Raw genomic sequence first — 18,588 nt, forward strand, 5'->3', positions numbered from 1 at the left:
TATCAGGGGGGCTACAACATGAACAAACCGACCATCATTCACAAAGATCAGGATTCCTTTTTTTACAACTTGCGCTTCATGCTCATTGTCTGTGTACTAGCAGGCAATGCTCTCGAACCAATCATTACGCGTTTTGCAGGAGCAGAGGCTCTGTTTCTGTGGATATATACGTTTCACATGCCGCTGTTTGTATGGGTAACCGGCTACTTCGCCAGACATTCACTCAAAGGTACATCTGGCCGTAACGTGCTTAAGCAGATTGCATTACAATACCTTCTGTTTCAGTCTCTGTATGCAGTAATGGATTTCACCGTATTCCACACACCGCATATGCGTTTGTCTTTCTTTGCACCTTATCTATTGCTCTGGTTTCTGGCAAGTCATTTCTGCTGGCGGCTGTTGCTTCGTCTTACACTCTCCTGGAAGCCGATCTATAGATTACTGGGTGCCGTGATGCTGGGAGTATGTGCCGGATATTTACCCTTTGATGGTTTCTGGTTGAGCTTCAGCCGAACGTTTGTGTTCCTTCCTTTCTTTGTTATCGGGTATGACTACGGAGCGTCCATCCGCTCCCATTTGCGATCCTGCTGGGGCCGAAGAATTGCAGCTACGTTATCTGCTGCTCTTCTTGGTTGGATTGGACTCGGAGGGTTCAACATTTCACCAGGCTGGTTACTGGGAAGCATGACTTATGCAGAGCTTGGACATCATGAGTGGTTTGCAGGAATTTACCGCCTCGGAATCTATGCACTTGAAATTGGATCAGGAGCATTATTTCTCGCCTGGGTCCCTTCATTAACATCCAGATTGACTGAATTGGGACGACGCACTCTGTATGTGTTCCTTTTACATGGATTTCTCGTTCGCTTGGCGGTCTGGTCCGGGGTTTACAACTATCTGGAGACCAGCTTGTATATTCCGGTGATTGTCTCCATTGCGTTACTGTTCGCTATAACGCTGGCCCACCCAGCCGTCCGTCATGCCTTTCGCCCTCTCATTGAGCCCGATATTTCCCGCTTTCACTTCAACCATCAGGGGGTATTAAAACGTTCAGCATCCTGGTTTAGATAAACTGAAATCCTGCTCCTTTCCATTCAAATCGACTTGTTTCAGGCTGGAAATGTTGTGGTAAGTAGGAATACGCGCTACAACAATCTACTTATGATATAAGGAGTGATTTGTAATGGCACGTCCACAGACGTCTGAACACAAAATGAGTCGCGAGGAAGCGGGTAGATTAGGTGGCAAGGCCACATCCAAAAAGCATGATCGGAGCTTCTACCAAATGATAGGTAAAAAAGGTGGAGAAGCGACTTCAGATGCGCATGATTCTCAGTTCTATAAGGAAATTGGACGCAAGGGTGGAGAAGCAACTTCAGAAACTCATAATAAAGAATTCTATCGGGAGATTGGCCGCAAAGGCGGGAGCAGTTAGTCTATCCCCATAGGTAGCGGTGAAAGATCACCTGATGCAGTGCATCAAATCAAGAAAGCTTCATTCCACTAATGGATTGAAGCTTCTTTCTATTGAATTGTAGAATTATGACGACGGTTGTGATAGACTCTATAGAAAAACCGGGTTGTTCACGGGTTTAAAGCAGCAAAGAACTTCACAAACTACGGGAAGCTCGAAACCAGTATCACTGGTCAATTTTTTTAGAGTACGGATGAAATTAAACGACAGATGCACTGCCATTTATATTTCCATTCATGTTGCTCAATATTATAAATTTGGGGGGAAATACACCATGTCAGCCAAGAAGATGCGTTCCGATATGATCAAAAAAGGTTTTGACCGTGCACCGCACCGCAGTTTGCTCCGCGCAGCGGGCGTTAAAGAAGAGGACTTTGGCAAACCATTTATTGCCGTATGTAACTCTTACATCGATATCGTGCCCGGCCATGTCCACCTGCAGGAATTCGGTAAAATTGTAAAGGAAGCTATTCGTGAAGCCGGTGGCGTTCCATTCGAATTCAACACCATCGGAGTTGACGACGGAATCGCCATGGGACACATTGGTATGCGTTACTCGCTGCCAAGCCGTGACATTATTGCGGATTCCGTGGAAACCGTTGTATCTGCACACTGGTTCGACGGCATGGTATGTATCCCGAACTGTGACAAAATCACACCAGGTATGATGATGGGCGCACTCCGCTGTAATATCCCTACCGTGTTTGTCAGCGGCGGTCCAATGAAGGCAGGTCGTGACAGCAATGGTAAAGCTCTGTCCTTGACCTCCGTTTTTGAAGGCGTAGGTGCTTATCAAGCTGGTAAAATCGATGATAAGAGCTTGCTTGAACTTGAACAGTTCGGCTGTCCAACATGTGGATCATGCTCCGGTATGTTCACTGCGAACTCCATGAACTGTCTGGCTGAAGCGATGGGACTGGCTATGCCAGGTAACGGAACCATCCTGGCTGTTGCTCCTGAGCGTCGTGAGTTTGTTAAACAATCCGCTAAACAACTGATGGAACTCATCAAATTGGATCTGAAACCACGCGATATCGTTACTGTAGAAGCCATCGACAATGCTTTTGCACTGGATATGGCTATGGGTGGTTCCACGAATACGGTACTTCATACATTGGCACTGGCTCATGAAGCAGGCATCGAGTATCCAATCGAGCGAATCAATGAAGTTGCTAACCGCGTTCCTCACTTGGCAAAATTGGCACCTGCTTCCGATCTTCACATCGAAGACGTTCACAATGCGGGTGGCGTAAGTGCAGTTCTGAACGAATTGCTCAAGAAACCAGGTGCAATTCATGGCGACTGTATCACGGTAACAGGTAAAACGATCCGTGAGAACGTTGAAGGTCAGGAAATCCAAGATACCAATGTCATCCACCACCTGGATAACCCGCATTCCGAAAAAGGCGGCTTGGCTGTATTGTTTGGTAACCTTGCACCACAAGGCGCCATCATCAAGGTTGGTGCTGTTGACGCTTCGGTTGGTGGATATCACAAAGGTCCTGCTATTTGCTTCGACTCCCAGGAACAAGCGCTCGAAGGCATTGCAAACGGCAAGGTAAAAGAAGGACATGTTGTCGTTATCCGTTATGAAGGACCAAAAGGCGGACCAGGTATGCCTGAGATGCTCGCTCCTACTTCCCAAATCGTAGGTATGGGCCTTGGTGCCAAAGTAGGTCTGATCACCGACGGACGCTTCTCTGGCGCATCCCGCGGAATCAGTATCGGACATATCTCTCCAGAAGCTGCTGAAGGCGGTCCAATCGCTTTTGTTGAAGAAGGAGACATCATTGAACTTGATCTGAACAACCGCATCATCGAATTGCATATCAGTGACGAAGAATTCGAACGTCGTCGCGCAGGTTGGAAAGGCTTTGAACCGAAAGTAAAAACCGGTTACCTCGCTCGTTATTCCAAACTGGTAACGAATGCAAGCAACGGCGGCGTACTGAGTATCTAATTCAAGTATGAGATATCCGGTGAATTTCTATATCGGAAACATAAATAAAGGGTTGCTCTTCAGCCGACTTCGGCGAAGGGCAACCCTTTTCTTTATTCATTTCGCAATCAGTTTCGTTCAGGTACAAGATCCTGTTCAGGAACCAACAATTCCTCAGAGGACTGTTCCGCCGTTGCAGCTACCAATGCGTGCTGACCATATCGATCCAGCAACACGTCAAGCGGCATGGCAATCATTTTTGGAACCAATTGTTCGGATCGCTGCTTCAGACGTTTCGTTCCTGCCGGATGAATGACGCTTAGCAGAAGTTTCAGATACACTTTGGATGCAGAACTGAACGGCCCAGGAGCCAACTCCCGAACCGTAAACCCGAATTTCTCCGGTCCCCGGTTAATCATGCTCACACCGTATAGAGCCTTGGCTGAACGAAGTTCAGGTTCAAGAGCGACCTGCCGGGCCAAATCAGGAAGTTGCTGTTCCATGGCCCGAATCATGCGAATGGCCAGATGCATACTTGAGCGTGAAGTCATACCTAGATCGAAAAGCTTTTTATTATCAAAATGAAGTTCAATAACCGGATCTCCGTTACGAATCACATGACCGTCATTCATTTCAACCAATGCTCCATGATATACGCGGGAGCGGTAATGCAGCAATGGGTCCTCCGGTGACGCTGTATGCAGATGGTATACCCAATGAAACAACTTCTCCCATCCTAGCCACAAAGCAACAACCATCCGTTTCCAAGGTGATAAATGTGTTTGTGGTTGATTTGTACTTTTAGATTCGCTCACCGTAACGCCTCCCATCAACGTATCGATGCGTACACTGTGCAACTGCTGCCTGTTTGCCTCCTGCAATACGACTTCGAGCGCCTGGAGCATCTGCTCCGGCGCGTGTGCATCAGCGCCGAGGGTAGTCCCTCGATCATGCAGCAACATGACCTCTCCGCCCCTTAGCTCCTTCAACATTCGTTCTGTCAATTTCTCAACGCCTACACTACTTCTCCAGTCCTCAAACATGGACGACCACAGAATAATCCGACGATCTTTTTTACTGAAAAAATCAAACAGATTCATAATCCCCCACGGTGGACGATAATAACAAGTTCTTACCCCCGTAACCTCCTGAATAATCTGACCTGTTCGTTGAATCTGATCTCGAACCGTACGCGGCCGCATCAACCAATTCGTTTTGTGAATATAATTATGAATTCCGAGAAGATGACCTTCCTCATGTATACGCTGAATGAGTTCGGGATGACGGGCTGCATGCTCCCCGACTACAAAAAACGTTGCCTTTGCCCCATACTGGTGTAGTAAATCAAGCAATCTGGGTGTGTATTCCGGGTCCGGCCCATCATCAAAGGTTAAGGAAAACTCCGTCTCACTTCTCCCGCGCCTGAACACACGAAAACCGAAAAATCTGCTAACTAAACTCGGAATAAAGGCGTAAAACGATGAAATGTACAATAACCACAGTAATATGCTCTGAAGTAAATTTGTCATGCTACAAACTCCCCGCTTCTCTTGCTGAATTACCGTGCCATAATATAGCACTAACCAAAATAAACCGCCTTTAATTTTATCATAATTCAGCCTTTTCTTGAATCCTCTTTTCCCAAAAAGATAGCTTTCGTGTACAATAAATGCATCCTAATTTTTACCTTAATGACCAACAAAGGAGCCCTGCCCATGCTGCCGCTTTACAAAAAATATGGGCGCACCGTCTTTGACATTGCGCTGCTCGTATTAACCGTGTACTTTATCATGTACGGATTCAGTCGATTATATCAATTGGCTGCGCCAGTTTTTCTTTCATTTATAGTGTATTGGATGATCGAACCCCTGGCAAGATTTCTGCACCGCAAAGGATTGCCCAAAACCTTGGGCGCCGCTATTTCGGTTTTGTTGTTTCTTGCTGTTATTGTTGCTGCCTTTTTTGGATTGGGATTAATTATCGTATCCCAAATTTCTAATTTGCAGGATAATTTTCCTTATTATATCGAGATGGTCCAGCGTGAATTCACCAATCTGGTTTATTTTATTCAGGACAAGTCCGATGCTTTACCTGACGGAATAACCGAGAAGGTTAGTGACTATTTTGCTACACTGACCGGATTCCTGTCCAAATGGGTGACCAGCGGTGCACAAATCGTCATCGGTTTTCTCAGTTCATTTTCTTCCTTTATTACTAATTTCGGGATTGCCATTATTCTCGCGTTCTTTCTCAGTATCGAGATTGAATCCTGGCGGAAATTTGCCCGGGCCAAAACACCAAAAACGTTGAAGCTGGCTCTTGAATTTATGCGTAATCATGTGTTCAAGACGATCCGTTCGTATTTGAAGGCCCAAATGATTATGATGCTGATTACTTTTGTATTGATTTATGCAGGCTTGTTGATTCTTGGAACTGCCAATGCCTTCACCATCGCAGCCATCTGCGCCGTTTTTGACCTTGTACCTTTGCTGGGTGTTCCAGTTATATTCATTCCGTGGATTGTGTATCTGTTCATTGTGGGGAATAGTAGCCTTGCGATTGGCTTAATTGTAGTCCTTGCTGTAACCATGCTGACACGCCAACTGCTGGAGCCCAAAATATCGGGTAATTCAATCGGAGTCTCTTCCGCATACTTGATGCTTTCTTTTATGCTGATCTCGCTCTCCGTCTTTGGTCTGGCCGGTGTGGTATTGTCTCCGGTGCTGCTGATTCTGCTCAAAGAACTACTGCAACAAGGATATCTCCAGCAATGGATTCACTTGCCGAAGGATGAATTCGAATCCTCCCCATTAGTGATGGACACACCGGGTAGCACCACCTCTGGTATGAATACTGAGCCTTCGGTGCAAGAACCTGCTCCTCCCGGTAATCATGAGGATTCAGCCAAATAGTCCATCACTTTTCTGAACATCGCCGTTGCTTGATGACGGCTGCTTGGAGCAACGTTTTGGACAAGGACAGCTACAGCATATTTGGGTTGTTCCGTAGGTCCATACCCGATAAACCATTGATGGTTACGTTTCTCTCCATGCTGCTGTACCTGTGCTGTGCCTGACTTCCCTGCCACCTGCCACCGTGCATGTTGCAGGGATTTTCCCGTTCCGTCACTGACAACCTTCTTCATCCAAGATAACAGCTGATGCGCCGTAGCTGGAGAGATCCGTCCTGCCGAAGATGGTGAATCATGCATCGGCATATCCAGCATCGTATCGCCATCGGCATATCGGATACGCTGAACAAGGCGTGGAGCACTCACCTTGCCATCATGCAAGAGCGTAACGATCAGATTAGCCGCTTGTAATGGAGTCACCAGAACGTCCCGCTGACCGATAGCCGTCTGTACCTTGACTCCTTCATCCTGAGGAGAGACGGATGGCAGTCTCACTCTTCCTGCGTCCTCATGATCAAAATGATGCAGTACCGTCATTCCTGCGATTTGCTTTCCCTCCCAGCCAACTGGACGTGCCAATCCCAAAGCATCTGCCGTACGTTCCAACTGCTCCATACTGAGCCGACGAGCAGTTTCAGCAAATACAATATTGCAGGACTCGGCAAACCCTTGCTCCAGATTCAATGTCCCATGCCCATGCTCCTTCCAGCAGGACAGACCATATTTCCCCCACTCGCCACCACAATGAAAAGTCTCCCCTTTGGATACTGCGTGATATTCCAGCGCGGCCGCTGCTGTAACGATTTTGAATATGGAACCCGGTACAGCCCCCTGCACGGCACGATTCGACCAAGCCGTTTGTTTAGGGTCTACATGCTGCGGATTATAGAACGGTGCCGAAACCATTGCACGCACGTCTGCATTGGCTGCATCCAGCACAACGATAGCCCCTTCCTTCATTCCGGACTTCTTCACAATCTGCTCTATCCCTTGCTGCACATCGATATTGATCGTCGTCTCCGCACGCAATGGGTAGTGTGTATTTGATGGTGCAATCACACGCGGCTGTAATTCTGGAATAACCTCTCCTGAACCTGTAACCATACGTGTTAACAGGGTCGGCCCAATGCCCATCAATAAAGGTTCCATTGTTCTTTCCAACCCAGCTGCTCCAGATTTCATGGCAAAAGGCTGCTTCACCTCATTCTTATGACGCGACTGTGCGTTCGGAAATCCAGGCTGTTCAGCAAGATAACCCAACCATTGCATACCCGTAGTGGCTTGTCCATAACGTGTCATGAGAGGATATACACTTGCGCCGTCTGCCTTCAATATACGTAGTCGGGCAACCTGGGATTCGGTCAACGTAATCGGCTGGTTGGCACCTGCTGTCCAGAAATGGGGTGCGTTCCCTTGATTCCATTCCTTTTGTAACGACTTCGTATCGGTATGTAATAGAGCTGCCAATTCCTTAACTTCCGAATTTGCCATTGTAGATGGATATGAATGACTTGTTTGATCTGGATGCGGAAAAAGGACCAATCCCCATTCCAGCTTGCCTGTTAGGGGTTGCCCCTTATAATCAGTAAAATGTCCTCGTCCCGTATCCAGTACAACCCCTCGTTCTCGCTGCAATACGGACATCTCACGAACAGTACGTTGAAATCCAGGCATCGTGCGGTTGATTTGAATGCCCTGAATCCAAACCAAACGAATCATAAGCAAAGCGAATAAACCCGTAAGAAGAATACATGCAATATAAATGCGCCGTTTCAGTTGTACATGCATCTGGCCACCCCGTTCAGCGTTTTGGCATAGTATTCTACATTCAGAATGGAATTATCCGGTAACAACAAGAAAACCTGCCCCTTTAAGGGACAGGCTTCTCAATGAATCAAATAGGTTCGAATTATACTGTAAAGCGAGACAATGTATCTTTCAATTCTGTCGAAACATTCTCCAGTTTTGCTGACAAATTCACCAGTTGATTGCTGATATTTTGTTGTTCACTGCTCAAGGAGGCAACTTCCTGGGACGTTGCAGAAGATTGTTCAGCTACAGCACTGACATTACTCATCGCTTCGGATAACGTCCCTTGAGATTGATTCAAATCTCCGATTGAACCAGTGACCATGCTCAGACTCTCAACAAAAGCACCCATTTGTTGCTGTACTGAAGCAAATATTACATTGGTATCTTTAACAGCATCCATCTGTTCCTTGAATAACGGATAAGCCGCAGACAATTGATCTACCGTCTCATTCATTTCGGTCATAATCTTGTCGGTAATGTCGCCAACCATATCAATGGACTGTCTGGATTGTTCAGCCAACTGACGAACCTCATTTGCTACCACCATGAATCCGCGTCCAGCTGTACCGGCACGAGCGGCTTCAATTGTTGCATTCAAGGAGAGAATGTTCGTTTGTTTGGTAATATTCTGCATGACGTCAAGCACCTTCAGAACAGAGGATGTGCTCTCTTTCAAGGAATCCACCTTGTTTACCAACGCACCAATCATTTCTTCTGTCTTCTGTGTTTTGGTCATCAACTGGTTCAGATGCTGAGTACCTGTCTGACTGGATTTCTCTACATGACGGGCTGAATCACCCATTTGTTCATTTGCGGCGACCACACTCTCCATCTGACGGGAGATATTGTCGGTCAATTCATTTCCACGCTCCGCTTCTGTTGCCAGACTACTTGCTCCACCTGCAATTTCTTCAGTGGCAACGGCAATCTCTGAAGCAGAGACTGCTGTTTTCTTGGATGCACTGCTTAGCTCAGAAGCAGTATCCAATACTTCCTGTGCAGATCGGTTGGTTTGCTCCACGAGTTTCGTAATTTGCTCCATCATCAGATTGAATGCAGCCGATAATTGGCCAATTTCATCCTGGGAGCTATAAGGTGTACGCACCTTGAGGTTCCCTTTTGCACCTTCTTGCATCAGATCTTTCAATTTGCCCATTGGGCGGGCAATCATACGAACCATCCAAATACCGATCAGTATCGCAATAACGGCATCAATCAATGCCATCCACAAAGTCAGTGTAAGAATACCCTTGGCATCTTTCACCAGGATCGAAGTTGGAACCATCCCAATCAGTTTCCAATCGGATGTATCCATGGTGCTGTATGAAGCCAGCATATTGGTTGAATTTCCATCCACCGTATACTCCGTATTCGTGCTGCCGGATTTTTCTTTCAACTCTTTTATAAATGCCAAATCTGTATCTTTCCCTGTACGATCAGCAATCGTTGAAGCTACTACCTTGTTGTCCGGAGCAATGAGCTGGAGGACTGCGCCTTCACCCAAGTCAAGTGATTTCAATTGCTGCTCCAGAACCTCCAATTTCAATTCAATGATTAACACATAGGACTGGGTTGTCCCCTGCAGGTTCTTCATTGAACGGGCAATTCGGAACGTTGGTGTGCTGCCATCCTCTTTGACTTCCGTTGGAAGCCAGCGATATCCACCTGCTTGTACCAACTCGTTGTACCAGCTCTCATTCCGAATGTCGCCCATGGAAGAACTACTGTTACCTGTGCCCATGGTAGACCTTGTTTCGTCTGTAGGCACAAGATAAATCGCTTCCATAGATTTATTCGTAAAAGCAATATTCGATAATTGTTTGTTGATGGAGCTTGAATTCACAAACGTATCATATGCTGACAAATTCTTATCAGACATTTTTTGAAGCAAGGACTGCATTTCCGGATCGAAGAAAATTTGTGTAGATGTGTCTACAAACCGTTCCAGGATAATGTCCATTTTTTGTTTGGTTTGTTCAATCGTTTCCTGATTTGATCGGGATGCATTCTTCTCAATCGTATCTTTGGCTTTAGCATAGGATAATAGACCTAAACCAATAACAAAAAACATGATTCCTACAAAAAAGACCAAAAACAGCTTAACGCCTACCGATTTAACCGGATTAGCCTTCTTAATCTGTGTAAACGTGGTTCCCCCAACATTTTTCCAGTTTTGCTTCTTCAACTGGTTTTTGGTCTTGTTCCACCCCGACTTCAGCTTACCTGAGCCCAATGTAAAAGACTTTTTGCCTGAGGCATCCCCTGTCTTACTTTTAACACCTTTTTCTTTCTTCACTTTCTGAACCTTCTCGGGCTTAACCTTCTCGGGTGTTGTCAACTCTTCCCCACTGTCCTTCTGCTTCTTTTGAACCAATCCCATTCACCTGCCAGTAATTTACTTGTTGGATTTTTCTTTCTCTCCCCTATAAATATGTAGTATTCGACAGCTTTCTCCTTTCCCCTTTCGTTTTTTCGAAATTTATTACAACTTTTTTCCTATTTTTCTATAAAAAAAAGACCCCCATATACCGATATACGGAGGTCAAATTTGTAAATTTTATAACACTATATTGTTAAAACATAATATTATTTTGTTAAAAACTAGGCATTTGAACCTACTTCTTTTTTCTCATCATATCAAAGTAGGAAACAGGTTGATCCACCTTCATTTTTACACGCTGTAACGGGTGACGAGCTGCATCGAGCACATTGCCTTCTTCATCCTGCAGTTCCCCAACCACCTGTTTGAAAAAGTGGCCTCCCGGACCGAAAAATTCGATTTCCTGTCCAGGTTTGAAATGATTGCGCTGTTGAATGGTCGCCATTCCTGTAGCCGCATCATAGTCCATCACCAATCCAGCAAAGTCGAAAGGTACCGCTTTTTCTTCCGGTTCATAGATGTGGTCCTCATGATCCGGTGTATCATAGAAAAATCCGGTATTCAGTGGACGATTCGCTGCCTTGTTCATTTCCTCTACCCACTCAGGCTTCAATACATAGTTATCCGGGTCAGCCATATAAGAATCAATAGCTTGACGATATACGTTAACCACGGTAGCCACATAGTGAATCGACTTCATGCGTCCTTCGATTTTGAAACTATCCACACCAACATCAATCAACTCAGGAATATGCCCAATCATGCACAGATCCTTCGAACCCATGGAAAAAGAATTGTCCTGCTCCTGAAATAGGGGTAGCTGGTTCTCTCCCAATTTGAATGGTGCAGGTGCCTGCAGTTGCATTTCTTCTTCGCTGACCCACACGGTATCTTCCCGGGCATCTTCAAAGAGATCATACTTCCAGCGGCAGGATTGGCAGCAGCCACCCCGGTTGGAGTCCCGATCCGTAAAATGGTTGGACAACACACAACGTCCGGAATATGACGAGCACATCGCTCCATGAATAAAGGCTTCGATCTCGATATCCACATTGGCCTTGATTTCTTCAATTTCTTCAAAGCTTGTCTCACGTCCGAGAACGACGCGTGGAAGGCCTTCATCCTTCCAGAACTTCACAGCTTGCCAGTTCAGAGTGGATTGTTGTGTACTCAAATGCACTTCCAGACCCGGTACGGCACGCTGAGCCACTTCAATAATTGCTGGATCTGCTACGATAATAGCTGCAATTCCTGCATCATACAAGTTTTGCAAATACGCTTGAATGCCTTCGATATCTTCATTATGCGCATAAATATTGGTTGCCACGAAAACTTTAGCTCCATATTTTTTAGCAAATTCCACACCTTCACGCATCTCTTCAAAGCTAAAGTTATCCGCGTTGGAACGCAATCCGTATGCCTGTCCACCGATATACACAGCATCTGCACCATAATGGATTGCAAATTTAAGTTTTTCCAGGTTGCCCGCCGGAGCAAGCAGCTCCGGTTTGTCCAGACGGTTACGTTTACCCGAGAACTTCCGCTGTACCGCCACTGTTTCCATGTTGTTCACCTCGTCTATTAATACACCTGTTCTTTATAGAAAAATCCAAACGACAATTCCCGTTCAGGGTCCTGCAACTGACGAACCTCGTCCAGCCATTCTTCACAAAATGCATAAGCATCGGCATCAGCTGCATAACTGTCCAGAGCTATACGGTATGCACGTACAACAGCTTCGTTATACGCAAGCGATTTTAACATGCCTTCGATTTTGAAGCTGTGTACCCCGGCCTCCATCAACAGATGAAGATCTTCGAGAATACAAATATCCTCCGAACTCATGATGTGAGTTCCGTTCAGATCTTCATAGATCGGGAACTTCTCATCCCGGCGTTCAGCCTCGATCAGAAATAAACCACGCTCTTTACCCAAATGCCCCTCTACAGGACGCCCCTGATGGGACATATAACTTTGCACCAGACTCCGTTTGGAATGATAAATGTTCGTCATGCCATGTACCTGAACCTGAGCTTCCACCTTCAGAAATGGAACCATCTCTGTAAGCTCGTCCATATTCAGCTCCCGAGCAAGCACGACACGACTCGCTCCTTTAGTTCCCCAGTAGTTGGCTGTTGCATAGTTGGTCGATGTCATCTCAGCGTTCCAGTGCAGCTGGATATGCGGAGCATGCTCCTTAATAGCGGCGAGCACAGATGGATCGTTGAACTCCACCCCATGTACACCGATTTTACCCAGTGCTTGAACATATTCAGGTAATTCCTTTAGCAGCTCGTTGGACATCAGATTGTTCATGGACACGTATACACGAGCCTGATGTTTCGCTGCAACGGCAACGACCTCTGCTGTTTCTTCCACACTGAAGCTGCCGGGAAGACGCATGCCGAAGCGATCATCCCCAATTAACAAAGCATCTGCTCCTGCTTGGAGCAGCACCTCTGCCTCTTTCACATTTGCCGCCGTAACGAGCAGTTCATGTTTCGTACTCATATACATCCCCTCCGCTTATTGCGCAGCCTTACTTTTGGCTATATTTTGCTGATGTTCCTTATACGTTTTGGCAAACAGATGTCCAGACGAGCCATCCTTTTTCGTCACATAGAACAGATACTCCGAAGCTTCCGGATTTAGCGCTGCCTCAATGGACGGAAGACTTGGACTGGCAATTGGACCTGGTGGCAAGCCTTTATTCAGATACGTATTATAGGGACTTTGCACCTTTAGATCCTTGAAAAACAACCGCTCCTTCGGCTTGTCGAGCAGATATTGCACGGTAGCATCAATCTCCAGCTTCATATCCTGATTAATCCGATTGTAGATTACACCGGCAACCAGAGCACGTTCCTCATCCACTACAACTTCTTTCTCCACCAGTGACGCAATGGTCAGCAGTTCATGCAGGGAAAGGTTCTTCTCTTGGAGCTTGGCTTCCAAATCAGGAATGGAATTAATCTTGGTCTGAAATTCTTCCAGCATCCGTTGCATCACATCATGCGTGGAACTTCCTTTTTTCAGCTCATACGTTTCCGGGAACAGATACCCTTCCAATACGTAGCGAAGTTCTTCATCCACTGGAATATTTTTGACGATATCTACATCAAAGGCCGAAGGATCATTAGCCAGCTTGATGAATTCATCTCGATCTACGACATGCTCATAAGAAAGCTTACCCGCCATTTGCAGAACAGTATAACCCTCCGGAATCGTAAATTTCACCATTTCCTCTGGTACAACTTCGCCACTACTCAACTTATTAATAATCTCATCGTATGACACACCTGGATTTAAGGAATATGTACCTGCCATAAAATTCGATCCTTTTTTCTTCCATTTCAGGTATCCCTTAAAGGCTAAACCACTTCGAATCAGACCTTCCTGCTCCAACTGGTCGGCAATTTTGGAAGTTCCTGACCCGCTCTTGATCTCGAAAACGATCGGTTCTGTGGATGCTTGCACGGGACGCATCATGTTCCAGACATATACGCCTGCGCCTCCAGCAACAACCACGATGATAAGCAGAAAGACTAAAACCGCTTTTCCCTTCAAAAAAGACACAACTCCTTTACACAACCAAAAAGAGCGGACTTCTCCGCCCTCCCGGTTTCTTCAATTTGAAGCTGATCAATCAATCTTCGTCAATCGGGAGTGTACACTCATCATACAGTTCAGAGATGTTCTCCCACTCATCATCATCGTCAATCGTAACTAATTCCGGCATGATCTGGCCTTCACTTCCCGGTAAAACCCGCAGAAGTTCAACTTCGTCATAAGGACGTAATGAACTGCGGAGCACCGCATACTGTTGGCCCTTCACTTCAAACTCAGCCAACAGGTCATACGGATGCGATTTACCGTTCTCTTCTTCCAGCTCAACGTGAGCACCAAAAGCCAGACGCAGCGAATCTGTCCATTTCAAGTCTTCGCGGCTGTATTCTGTCATTTAGTTCGCTTCCTCTTCATCTTCTGCAAGAAATGTATTAAACGTCTCCTCGACGATATCCCATTCGGCATCATCTTGGATGACGAAAAGTTTAATATCGTCGCCCTCTTCTTCATAACGGAATGCATAAACATCCGTCTCTCCATCTTCGGGTTCAACCGGAGCAACCATCATGTACTTGGCCTCCGAACCGTCCACTTCGAATTTCATGATGACTTCGAATTCCTCTTCATTACCCTCGTCATCCGCAATGTAAATAATCTCCGATTCTTCTTCCATACCCAGTTGATCTTCAGCCATTGTTGATCCCCCTCACCTTTTACTATTGGCATCCAAATAATTTTGCAAAATCAAGCTTGCGGCCATTTTGTCCACAACCTGCTTGCGTTTTTTGCGACTGACATCCGCTTCAAGCAACGTTCGTTCTGCTGCCATGGTTGTCAGCCGTTCATCCCAAAGGTGAACAGGTAAATTCAGTTCGCCCCGCAGGCGGTCGGCAAAAGCGATGCATATTTCACCACGCGGCCCTACGGTGCCGTTCATGTTTTTGGGAAGTCCGACTACGATCTCGCCAATCTCATGCTCACGCACAAGTTCAGCAATCCGAACGAACTCACCTTCATCCCGGCGGCGTTCAAGTACTTCCAATCCCTGGGCAGTCCAACCGAAGGCGTCACTAGCGGCAACTCCGATTCTTCGGTCCCCATAGTCCAAACCTAATATTTTCATCCATGCTCTCCCATCCTCAAGCCTGCTTAGGTCGATTAATAATCGCCTTCTCAAGCTTCAGGCTGTCTTCTGTCGGTTCATTTCCCGCTGCCTGCATAGCTGCATCACAGCGGAAGCGATGTACATTACCGGTGATTGGCCAGATAAGAACGAACAAGCTCTTCAATCAGCTCATCGCGCTCTTTTTTACGGACCAGACTGCGTGCATTGTTGTGACGAGGGATGTATGCGGGGTCTCCAGAAATCAGATACCCGACAATCTGGTTAATAGGATTATACTCCTTATCCACCAGTGCATCATATACCGTGAGAAGAATCTCTTTGGAGGATGCTTCCTGCTCGTCGGCTTTCACATTAAATTTAACCGTCTTATCCATGGAGTCCATTGATGACACCTCGCTCCTGCATGAACATGGGGACCATGTCCTGCCGAATTGATTTCTGCTTATATAATAACATATTCTGACTGCCACAAGTAAACAAAGGATAAGCCAATTGTGTTTTTTGCTTGTCCTTTACTGGCTTCAGCATATTGCATCATTCGATTCCACTCGCTCTTGGGTACAAAATATAAACGAACAGAACCATTTCGATTTATATTTTGAAGATTGAAAGCCGCTCAATGGATTTATGCAATATGCCCGCTAACCAGTGAAACCGCCAGTTTCAACGCTTCATCCAGCTTGGTTGCATCCTTGCCTCCGGCTTGCGCCATATCAGGACGTCCGCCACCTCCGCCGCCGCATACTGCCGCAACTTCCTTGACGATTTTACCTGCATGCAGCCCTTGTTTTACTTGTTCAGCAGGGACAGCTACAACAAAATTCACTTTGCCGTCAGATGGAGCACCCAGTACGAGTACTGCATTAGGCAGTTTTACTTTCAATTCATCAGCCACTGTACGCAGTGCATCCATGTTCGGAGCATCCACACGAGCTGCAAGCAATTGTGTATTTCCTGCTTGTACCACTTGATCTGTCAATGCGCCTGCTTCCATGGCACTCAGTTTGCTTTGCAGTGATTCAGTCTCTCTCGCAGCTTCTTTCAATTGCTGATTCAAACCTTCAATGCGTTTAGGAACATCCGCCACATTTGCTTTGAGCAGGGATGCGGATTGTTTGAGCAATTCAAGCTGACTTTCTACATACAGATACGCGCCACGGCCAGTCACAGCTTCGATCCGACGTACGCCGGAGCCGATTCCGCTCTCGCTCACCAGCTTGAAGATACCAATCTCTGATGTATTGTTTACGTGACAGCCGCCACAAAGTTCCAAACTATAGTCTCCGACTTGTACCACACGTACGATATCGCCGTATTTTTCACCGAACAGTGCCATTGCACCCATTTCTTTAGCTTCATCAATAGCTTTCAGTTCAATGTTTACGTTCAGACGATTCCAGATCTGTTCGTTTACCTGACGCTCGATCTCTGTTAATTCTTCCGGCGTAATGCTGCCGAAGTGCGAGAAGTCAAAGCGCAGACGTTGAGGCTCTACGAGTGATCCTGCCTGATTGACATGCGTTCCGAGCACATCTTTGAGCGCTTTGTGCAGCAAATGAGTTGCGGTATGGTTTTTGATAATATCGCCGCGTTTGGACGCATCCACTTCAGCTTTAATCACATCACCCACACGCAGTTCACCGGACTCTACAGTCACCAGATGTACGTGTTGTCCCAGCGGAGCTTTGAACAGACCTTGCACTTTCGCCGTTACACTGGCTCCGCGCAGCAAGCCCTGGTCACTCACTTGTCCGCCACTTTCCGCATAGAACGGAGTCTTATCAAGGATGACCTGGCATGTCTGTCCTTCGCTTACGGAGTCTACCAGTGCGTCACCAGCAACGATGGCTACCACTTTTGCTTCCGTCAACAGGTCATTATAACCAACAAACTCGCTTTTAACCGCAAGATCGGCAAGCGGTCCGCCTTGAACCTTCATGCTCTCGCTTTCTTGGCGTCCTGCACGTCCCAGCTCACGCTGCTTCTGCATCGAAGCATCAAAACCTTCACGATCTACCGTCAGACCATGCTCTGCTGCATAATCTTCTGTCAGGTCAAACGGGAAACCGTACGTATCATATAGTTTGAATGCTTCAGGCCCGCTAATAACCGTACGTCCTTCGGACTTGGCTGTGCCGCTGATATCCGCAAGAATAGCCAGACCATCTGTGAGTGTTTCGTGGAAACGCTCTTCCTCGGTTTTGATCACTTTAGCGATAAACTCCTGTTTGTCCACGACTTCCGGGTAGTACATCCCCATTACTTCACCAACAGTCGTTGTCAGTTCATATAGGAATGGACGGTCCAGTCCCAGTACTTTTCCGTAACGTACGGCACGGCGGAGCAAACGGCGAATGACATATCCGCGTCCTTCATTACTTGGCAGAACGCCATCACCCACAGCAAAGGCAACGGTCCGAATGTGGTCGGCAATGACTTTAAGTGCAACGTCAATCTCTACGCTGTCATTATATTTCACACCGGCAAGAGCCGCTGTTCTTTGAATCATTGGTTGGAACAGATCTGTGTCAAAGTTGGAATCCACATTTTGCAGAATGGATGCAAAGCGTTCCAGACCTGCGCCTGTATCAATATTTTTGTTCGGAAGCGGTGTATAGCTACCGTCCTTGTTGTGATTGAACTGGGAGAATACCAGGTTCCATACTTCGAGGTAACGTTCATTTTCCCCGCCTGGATACATCTCGGGATCATTCATGTCGTTGCCATAAGCTTCGCCGCGATCATAGAAGATTTCGGTACAAGGTCCACACGGACCTTCGCCGATATCCCAGAAGTTCTCATCCAGTTTGATGATACGCTCAGCAGGCAAGCCTACTTTTTCGTTCCACAGTTTGAAAGCTTCTTCGTCTTCCGGGTATACCGTTACGGAGAGACGTTCCGGATCAAAACCGATCCATTCTTTGCTTGTGAGAAATTCCCATGCCCAAGTAATCGTCTCTTCCTTGAAATAGTCTCCGATGGAGAAGTTACCGAGCATTTCGAAGAACGTATGGTGACGGCGAGTTTTGCCGACATTTTCAATATCGTTCGTACGAATACATTTTTGGGAGTTGGCAAGACGTGGATTCTCCGGTTTCTCCCGACCGTCAAAATACGGTTTCAACGGTGCCATACCCGCATTGATCCACAGAAGGGATGGATCATTATGAGGTACAAGCGATGCGCTTGGCTCGATTTTGTGACCTTTACTTGCAAAAAACTCTATCCATTTGGACCGGATTTCACTGGCTTTCATACGGAGTGCCCCCAATTAATTATAATAGTCCGGTGCGTATTCGCTCCGGGTTGTTAACAAGTAAAAATAAACACAAAAAACGCCCCTGATAGTCAGGGACGATTGTAATCGCGGTACCACCCT

Annotated in this window: 14 protein-coding genes and 1 pseudogene; 4 read left to right on the top strand and 11 right to left on the bottom strand. The window is 46.5% G+C overall.

Going from position 1 to position 18,588, the window contains the following annotated elements; translation table 11 throughout:
- The first annotated feature begins 18 nt into the window (after positions 1-18).
- From PTQ21_RS29910 to ilvD, 3 genes and pseudogenes are all read left to right on the top strand, one after another.
- Complete coding sequence (locus PTQ21_RS29910; protein WP_274568252.1) at positions 19-1,071, top strand: acyltransferase family protein; 1,053 nt, start codon at positions 19-21, stop codon at positions 1,069-1,071.
- Positions 1,072-1,183: 112 nt separating this feature from the next.
- A pseudogene (locus tag PTQ21_RS29915) lies at positions 1,184-1,432 on the top strand (KGG domain-containing protein); the annotation flags it as partial.
- A 316-nt stretch (positions 1,433-1,748) separates the two neighbouring features.
- Positions 1,749-3,434, top strand: coding sequence for a dihydroxy-acid dehydratase (ilvD, locus tag PTQ21_RS29920; RefSeq protein ID WP_063566857.1), 1,686 nt, complete (start codon positions 1,749-1,751; stop codon positions 3,432-3,434).
- A gap of 107 nt (positions 3,435-3,541) precedes the next feature.
- Here ilvD and PTQ21_RS29925 read toward each other — a convergent pair whose 3' ends face one another.
- The gene (locus PTQ21_RS29925; RefSeq protein WP_063566856.1) at positions 3,542-4,942 is read right to left on the bottom strand and encodes a polysaccharide deacetylase family protein; all 1,401 of its coding nucleotides are present in this window, start codon (positions 4,940-4,942) and stop codon (positions 3,542-3,544) included.
- Positions 4,943-5,128: 186 nt separating this feature from the next.
- Here PTQ21_RS29925 and PTQ21_RS29930 point away from each other — a divergent pair, with 186 nt between their 5' ends.
- Entirely contained in the window at positions 5,129-6,325 is a 1,197-nt protein-coding gene (locus tag PTQ21_RS29930; RefSeq protein ID WP_063566855.1) for an AI-2E family transporter, read from the top strand.
- Here PTQ21_RS29930 and PTQ21_RS29935 read toward each other — a convergent pair.
- From PTQ21_RS29935 to alaS, 10 genes are all read right to left on the bottom strand, one after another.
- Positions 6,304-8,112 (bottom strand): peptidoglycan D,D-transpeptidase FtsI family protein, encoded by a 1,809-nt coding sequence (locus PTQ21_RS29935; protein ID WP_063566854.1) that lies wholly within the window; start codon positions 8,110-8,112, stop codon positions 6,304-6,306. The genes PTQ21_RS29930 and PTQ21_RS29935 overlap by 22 nt on opposite strands.
- 121 nt (positions 8,113-8,233) lie before the next feature.
- A complete protein-coding gene (locus PTQ21_RS29940) occupies positions 8,234-10,516 on the bottom strand; it encodes a methyl-accepting chemotaxis protein (RefSeq protein ID WP_274568257.1) in 2,283 nt (760 codons plus the stop codon).
- Between the two features lie 235 nt (positions 10,517-10,751).
- Positions 10,752-12,080 carry a peptidase U32 family protein gene (locus PTQ21_RS29945; protein ID WP_274568258.1) on the bottom strand — a complete coding sequence of 443 codons (1,329 nt, stop codon included), beginning with the start codon at positions 12,078-12,080 and terminating at the stop codon, positions 10,752-10,754.
- A gap of 17 nt (positions 12,081-12,097) precedes the next feature.
- The gene (locus PTQ21_RS29950) at positions 12,098-13,027 is read right to left on the bottom strand and encodes a peptidase U32 family protein (protein WP_064635862.1); all 930 of its coding nucleotides are present in this window, start codon (positions 13,025-13,027) and stop codon (positions 12,098-12,100) included.
- A 15-nt stretch (positions 13,028-13,042) separates the two neighbouring features.
- Positions 13,043-14,083, bottom strand: coding sequence for an endolytic transglycosylase MltG (gene mltG, locus PTQ21_RS29955; RefSeq protein ID WP_274568260.1), 1,041 nt, complete (start codon positions 14,081-14,083; stop codon positions 13,043-13,045).
- 79 nt (positions 14,084-14,162) lie between these two features.
- The gene (locus tag PTQ21_RS29960; RefSeq protein ID WP_024633076.1) at positions 14,163-14,477 is read right to left on the bottom strand and encodes a DUF1292 domain-containing protein; all 315 of its coding nucleotides are present in this window, start codon (positions 14,475-14,477) and stop codon (positions 14,163-14,165) included.
- Positions 14,478-14,777 carry a DUF1292 domain-containing protein gene (locus PTQ21_RS29965; protein ID WP_024633075.1) on the bottom strand — a complete coding sequence of 100 codons (300 nt, stop codon included), beginning with the start codon at positions 14,775-14,777 and terminating at the stop codon, positions 14,478-14,480. It abuts the gene before it with no gap.
- Positions 14,778-14,789: 12 nt separating this feature from the next.
- Positions 14,790-15,206 carry a Holliday junction resolvase RuvX gene (gene ruvX / locus PTQ21_RS29970; protein ID WP_063566850.1) on the bottom strand — a complete coding sequence of 139 codons (417 nt, stop codon included), beginning with the start codon at positions 15,204-15,206 and terminating at the stop codon, positions 14,790-14,792.
- A gap of 125 nt (positions 15,207-15,331) precedes the next feature.
- Positions 15,332-15,592 carry an IreB family regulatory phosphoprotein gene (locus PTQ21_RS29975; RefSeq protein WP_024633073.1) on the bottom strand — a complete coding sequence of 87 codons (261 nt, stop codon included), beginning with the start codon at positions 15,590-15,592 and terminating at the stop codon, positions 15,332-15,334.
- Positions 15,593-15,834: 242 nt separating this feature from the next.
- Positions 15,835-18,465: an alanine--tRNA ligase gene (alaS, locus tag PTQ21_RS29980; protein WP_090953820.1), complete on the bottom strand. Its 2,631-nt coding sequence runs from the start codon at positions 18,463-18,465 to the stop codon at positions 15,835-15,837.
- Between the last annotated feature and the right edge of the window lie 123 nt (positions 18,466-18,588).

Source organism: Paenibacillus marchantiae (genome assembly GCF_028771845.1).
Classification (GTDB): Bacteria; Bacillota; Bacilli; order Paenibacillales; family Paenibacillaceae; genus Paenibacillus; species Paenibacillus marchantiae.

What these genes read in the sequence shown, in the direction of transcription:
- alaS (WP_090953820.1), bottom strand. Translation starts at nt 18,465, where the DNA reads ATGAAAGCCAGTGAAATCCGGTCCAAATGGATAGAGTTTTTTGCAAGT.
- PTQ21_RS29975 (WP_024633073.1), bottom strand. Translation starts at nt 15,592, where the DNA reads ATGGACTCCATGGATAAGACGGTTAAATTTAATGTGAAAGCCGACGAG.
- ilvD (WP_063566857.1), top strand. Translation starts at nt 1,749, where the DNA reads ATGTCAGCCAAGAAGATGCGTTCCGATATGATCAAAAAAGGTTTTGAC.
- PTQ21_RS29940 (WP_274568257.1), bottom strand. Translation starts at nt 10,516, where the DNA reads ATGGGATTGGTTCAAAAGAAGCAGAAGGACAGTGGGGAAGAGTTGACA.
- PTQ21_RS29965 (WP_024633075.1), bottom strand. Translation starts at nt 14,777, where the DNA reads ATGGCTGAAGATCAACTGGGTATGGAAGAAGAATCGGAGATTATTTAC.
- PTQ21_RS29925 (WP_063566856.1), bottom strand. Translation starts at nt 4,942, where the DNA reads ATGACAAATTTACTTCAGAGCATATTACTGTGGTTATTGTACATTTCA.
- PTQ21_RS29935 (WP_063566854.1), bottom strand. Translation starts at nt 8,112, where the DNA reads ATGCATGTACAACTGAAACGGCGCATTTATATTGCATGTATTCTTCTT.
- PTQ21_RS29910 (WP_274568252.1), top strand. Translation starts at nt 19, where the DNA reads ATGAACAAACCGACCATCATTCACAAAGATCAGGATTCCTTTTTTTAC.
- PTQ21_RS29960 (WP_024633076.1), bottom strand. Translation starts at nt 14,477, where the DNA reads ATGACAGAATACAGCCGCGAAGACTTGAAATGGACAGATTCGCTGCGT.
- PTQ21_RS29930 (WP_063566855.1), top strand. Translation starts at nt 5,129, where the DNA reads ATGCTGCCGCTTTACAAAAAATATGGGCGCACCGTCTTTGACATTGCG.
- PTQ21_RS29950 (WP_064635862.1), bottom strand. Translation starts at nt 13,027, where the DNA reads ATGAGTACGAAACATGAACTGCTCGTTACGGCGGCAAATGTGAAAGAG.
- ruvX (WP_063566850.1), bottom strand. Translation starts at nt 15,206, where the DNA reads ATGAAAATATTAGGTTTGGACTATGGGGACCGAAGAATCGGAGTTGCC.
- PTQ21_RS29945 (WP_274568258.1), bottom strand. Translation starts at nt 12,080, where the DNA reads ATGGAAACAGTGGCGGTACAGCGGAAGTTCTCGGGTAAACGTAACCGT.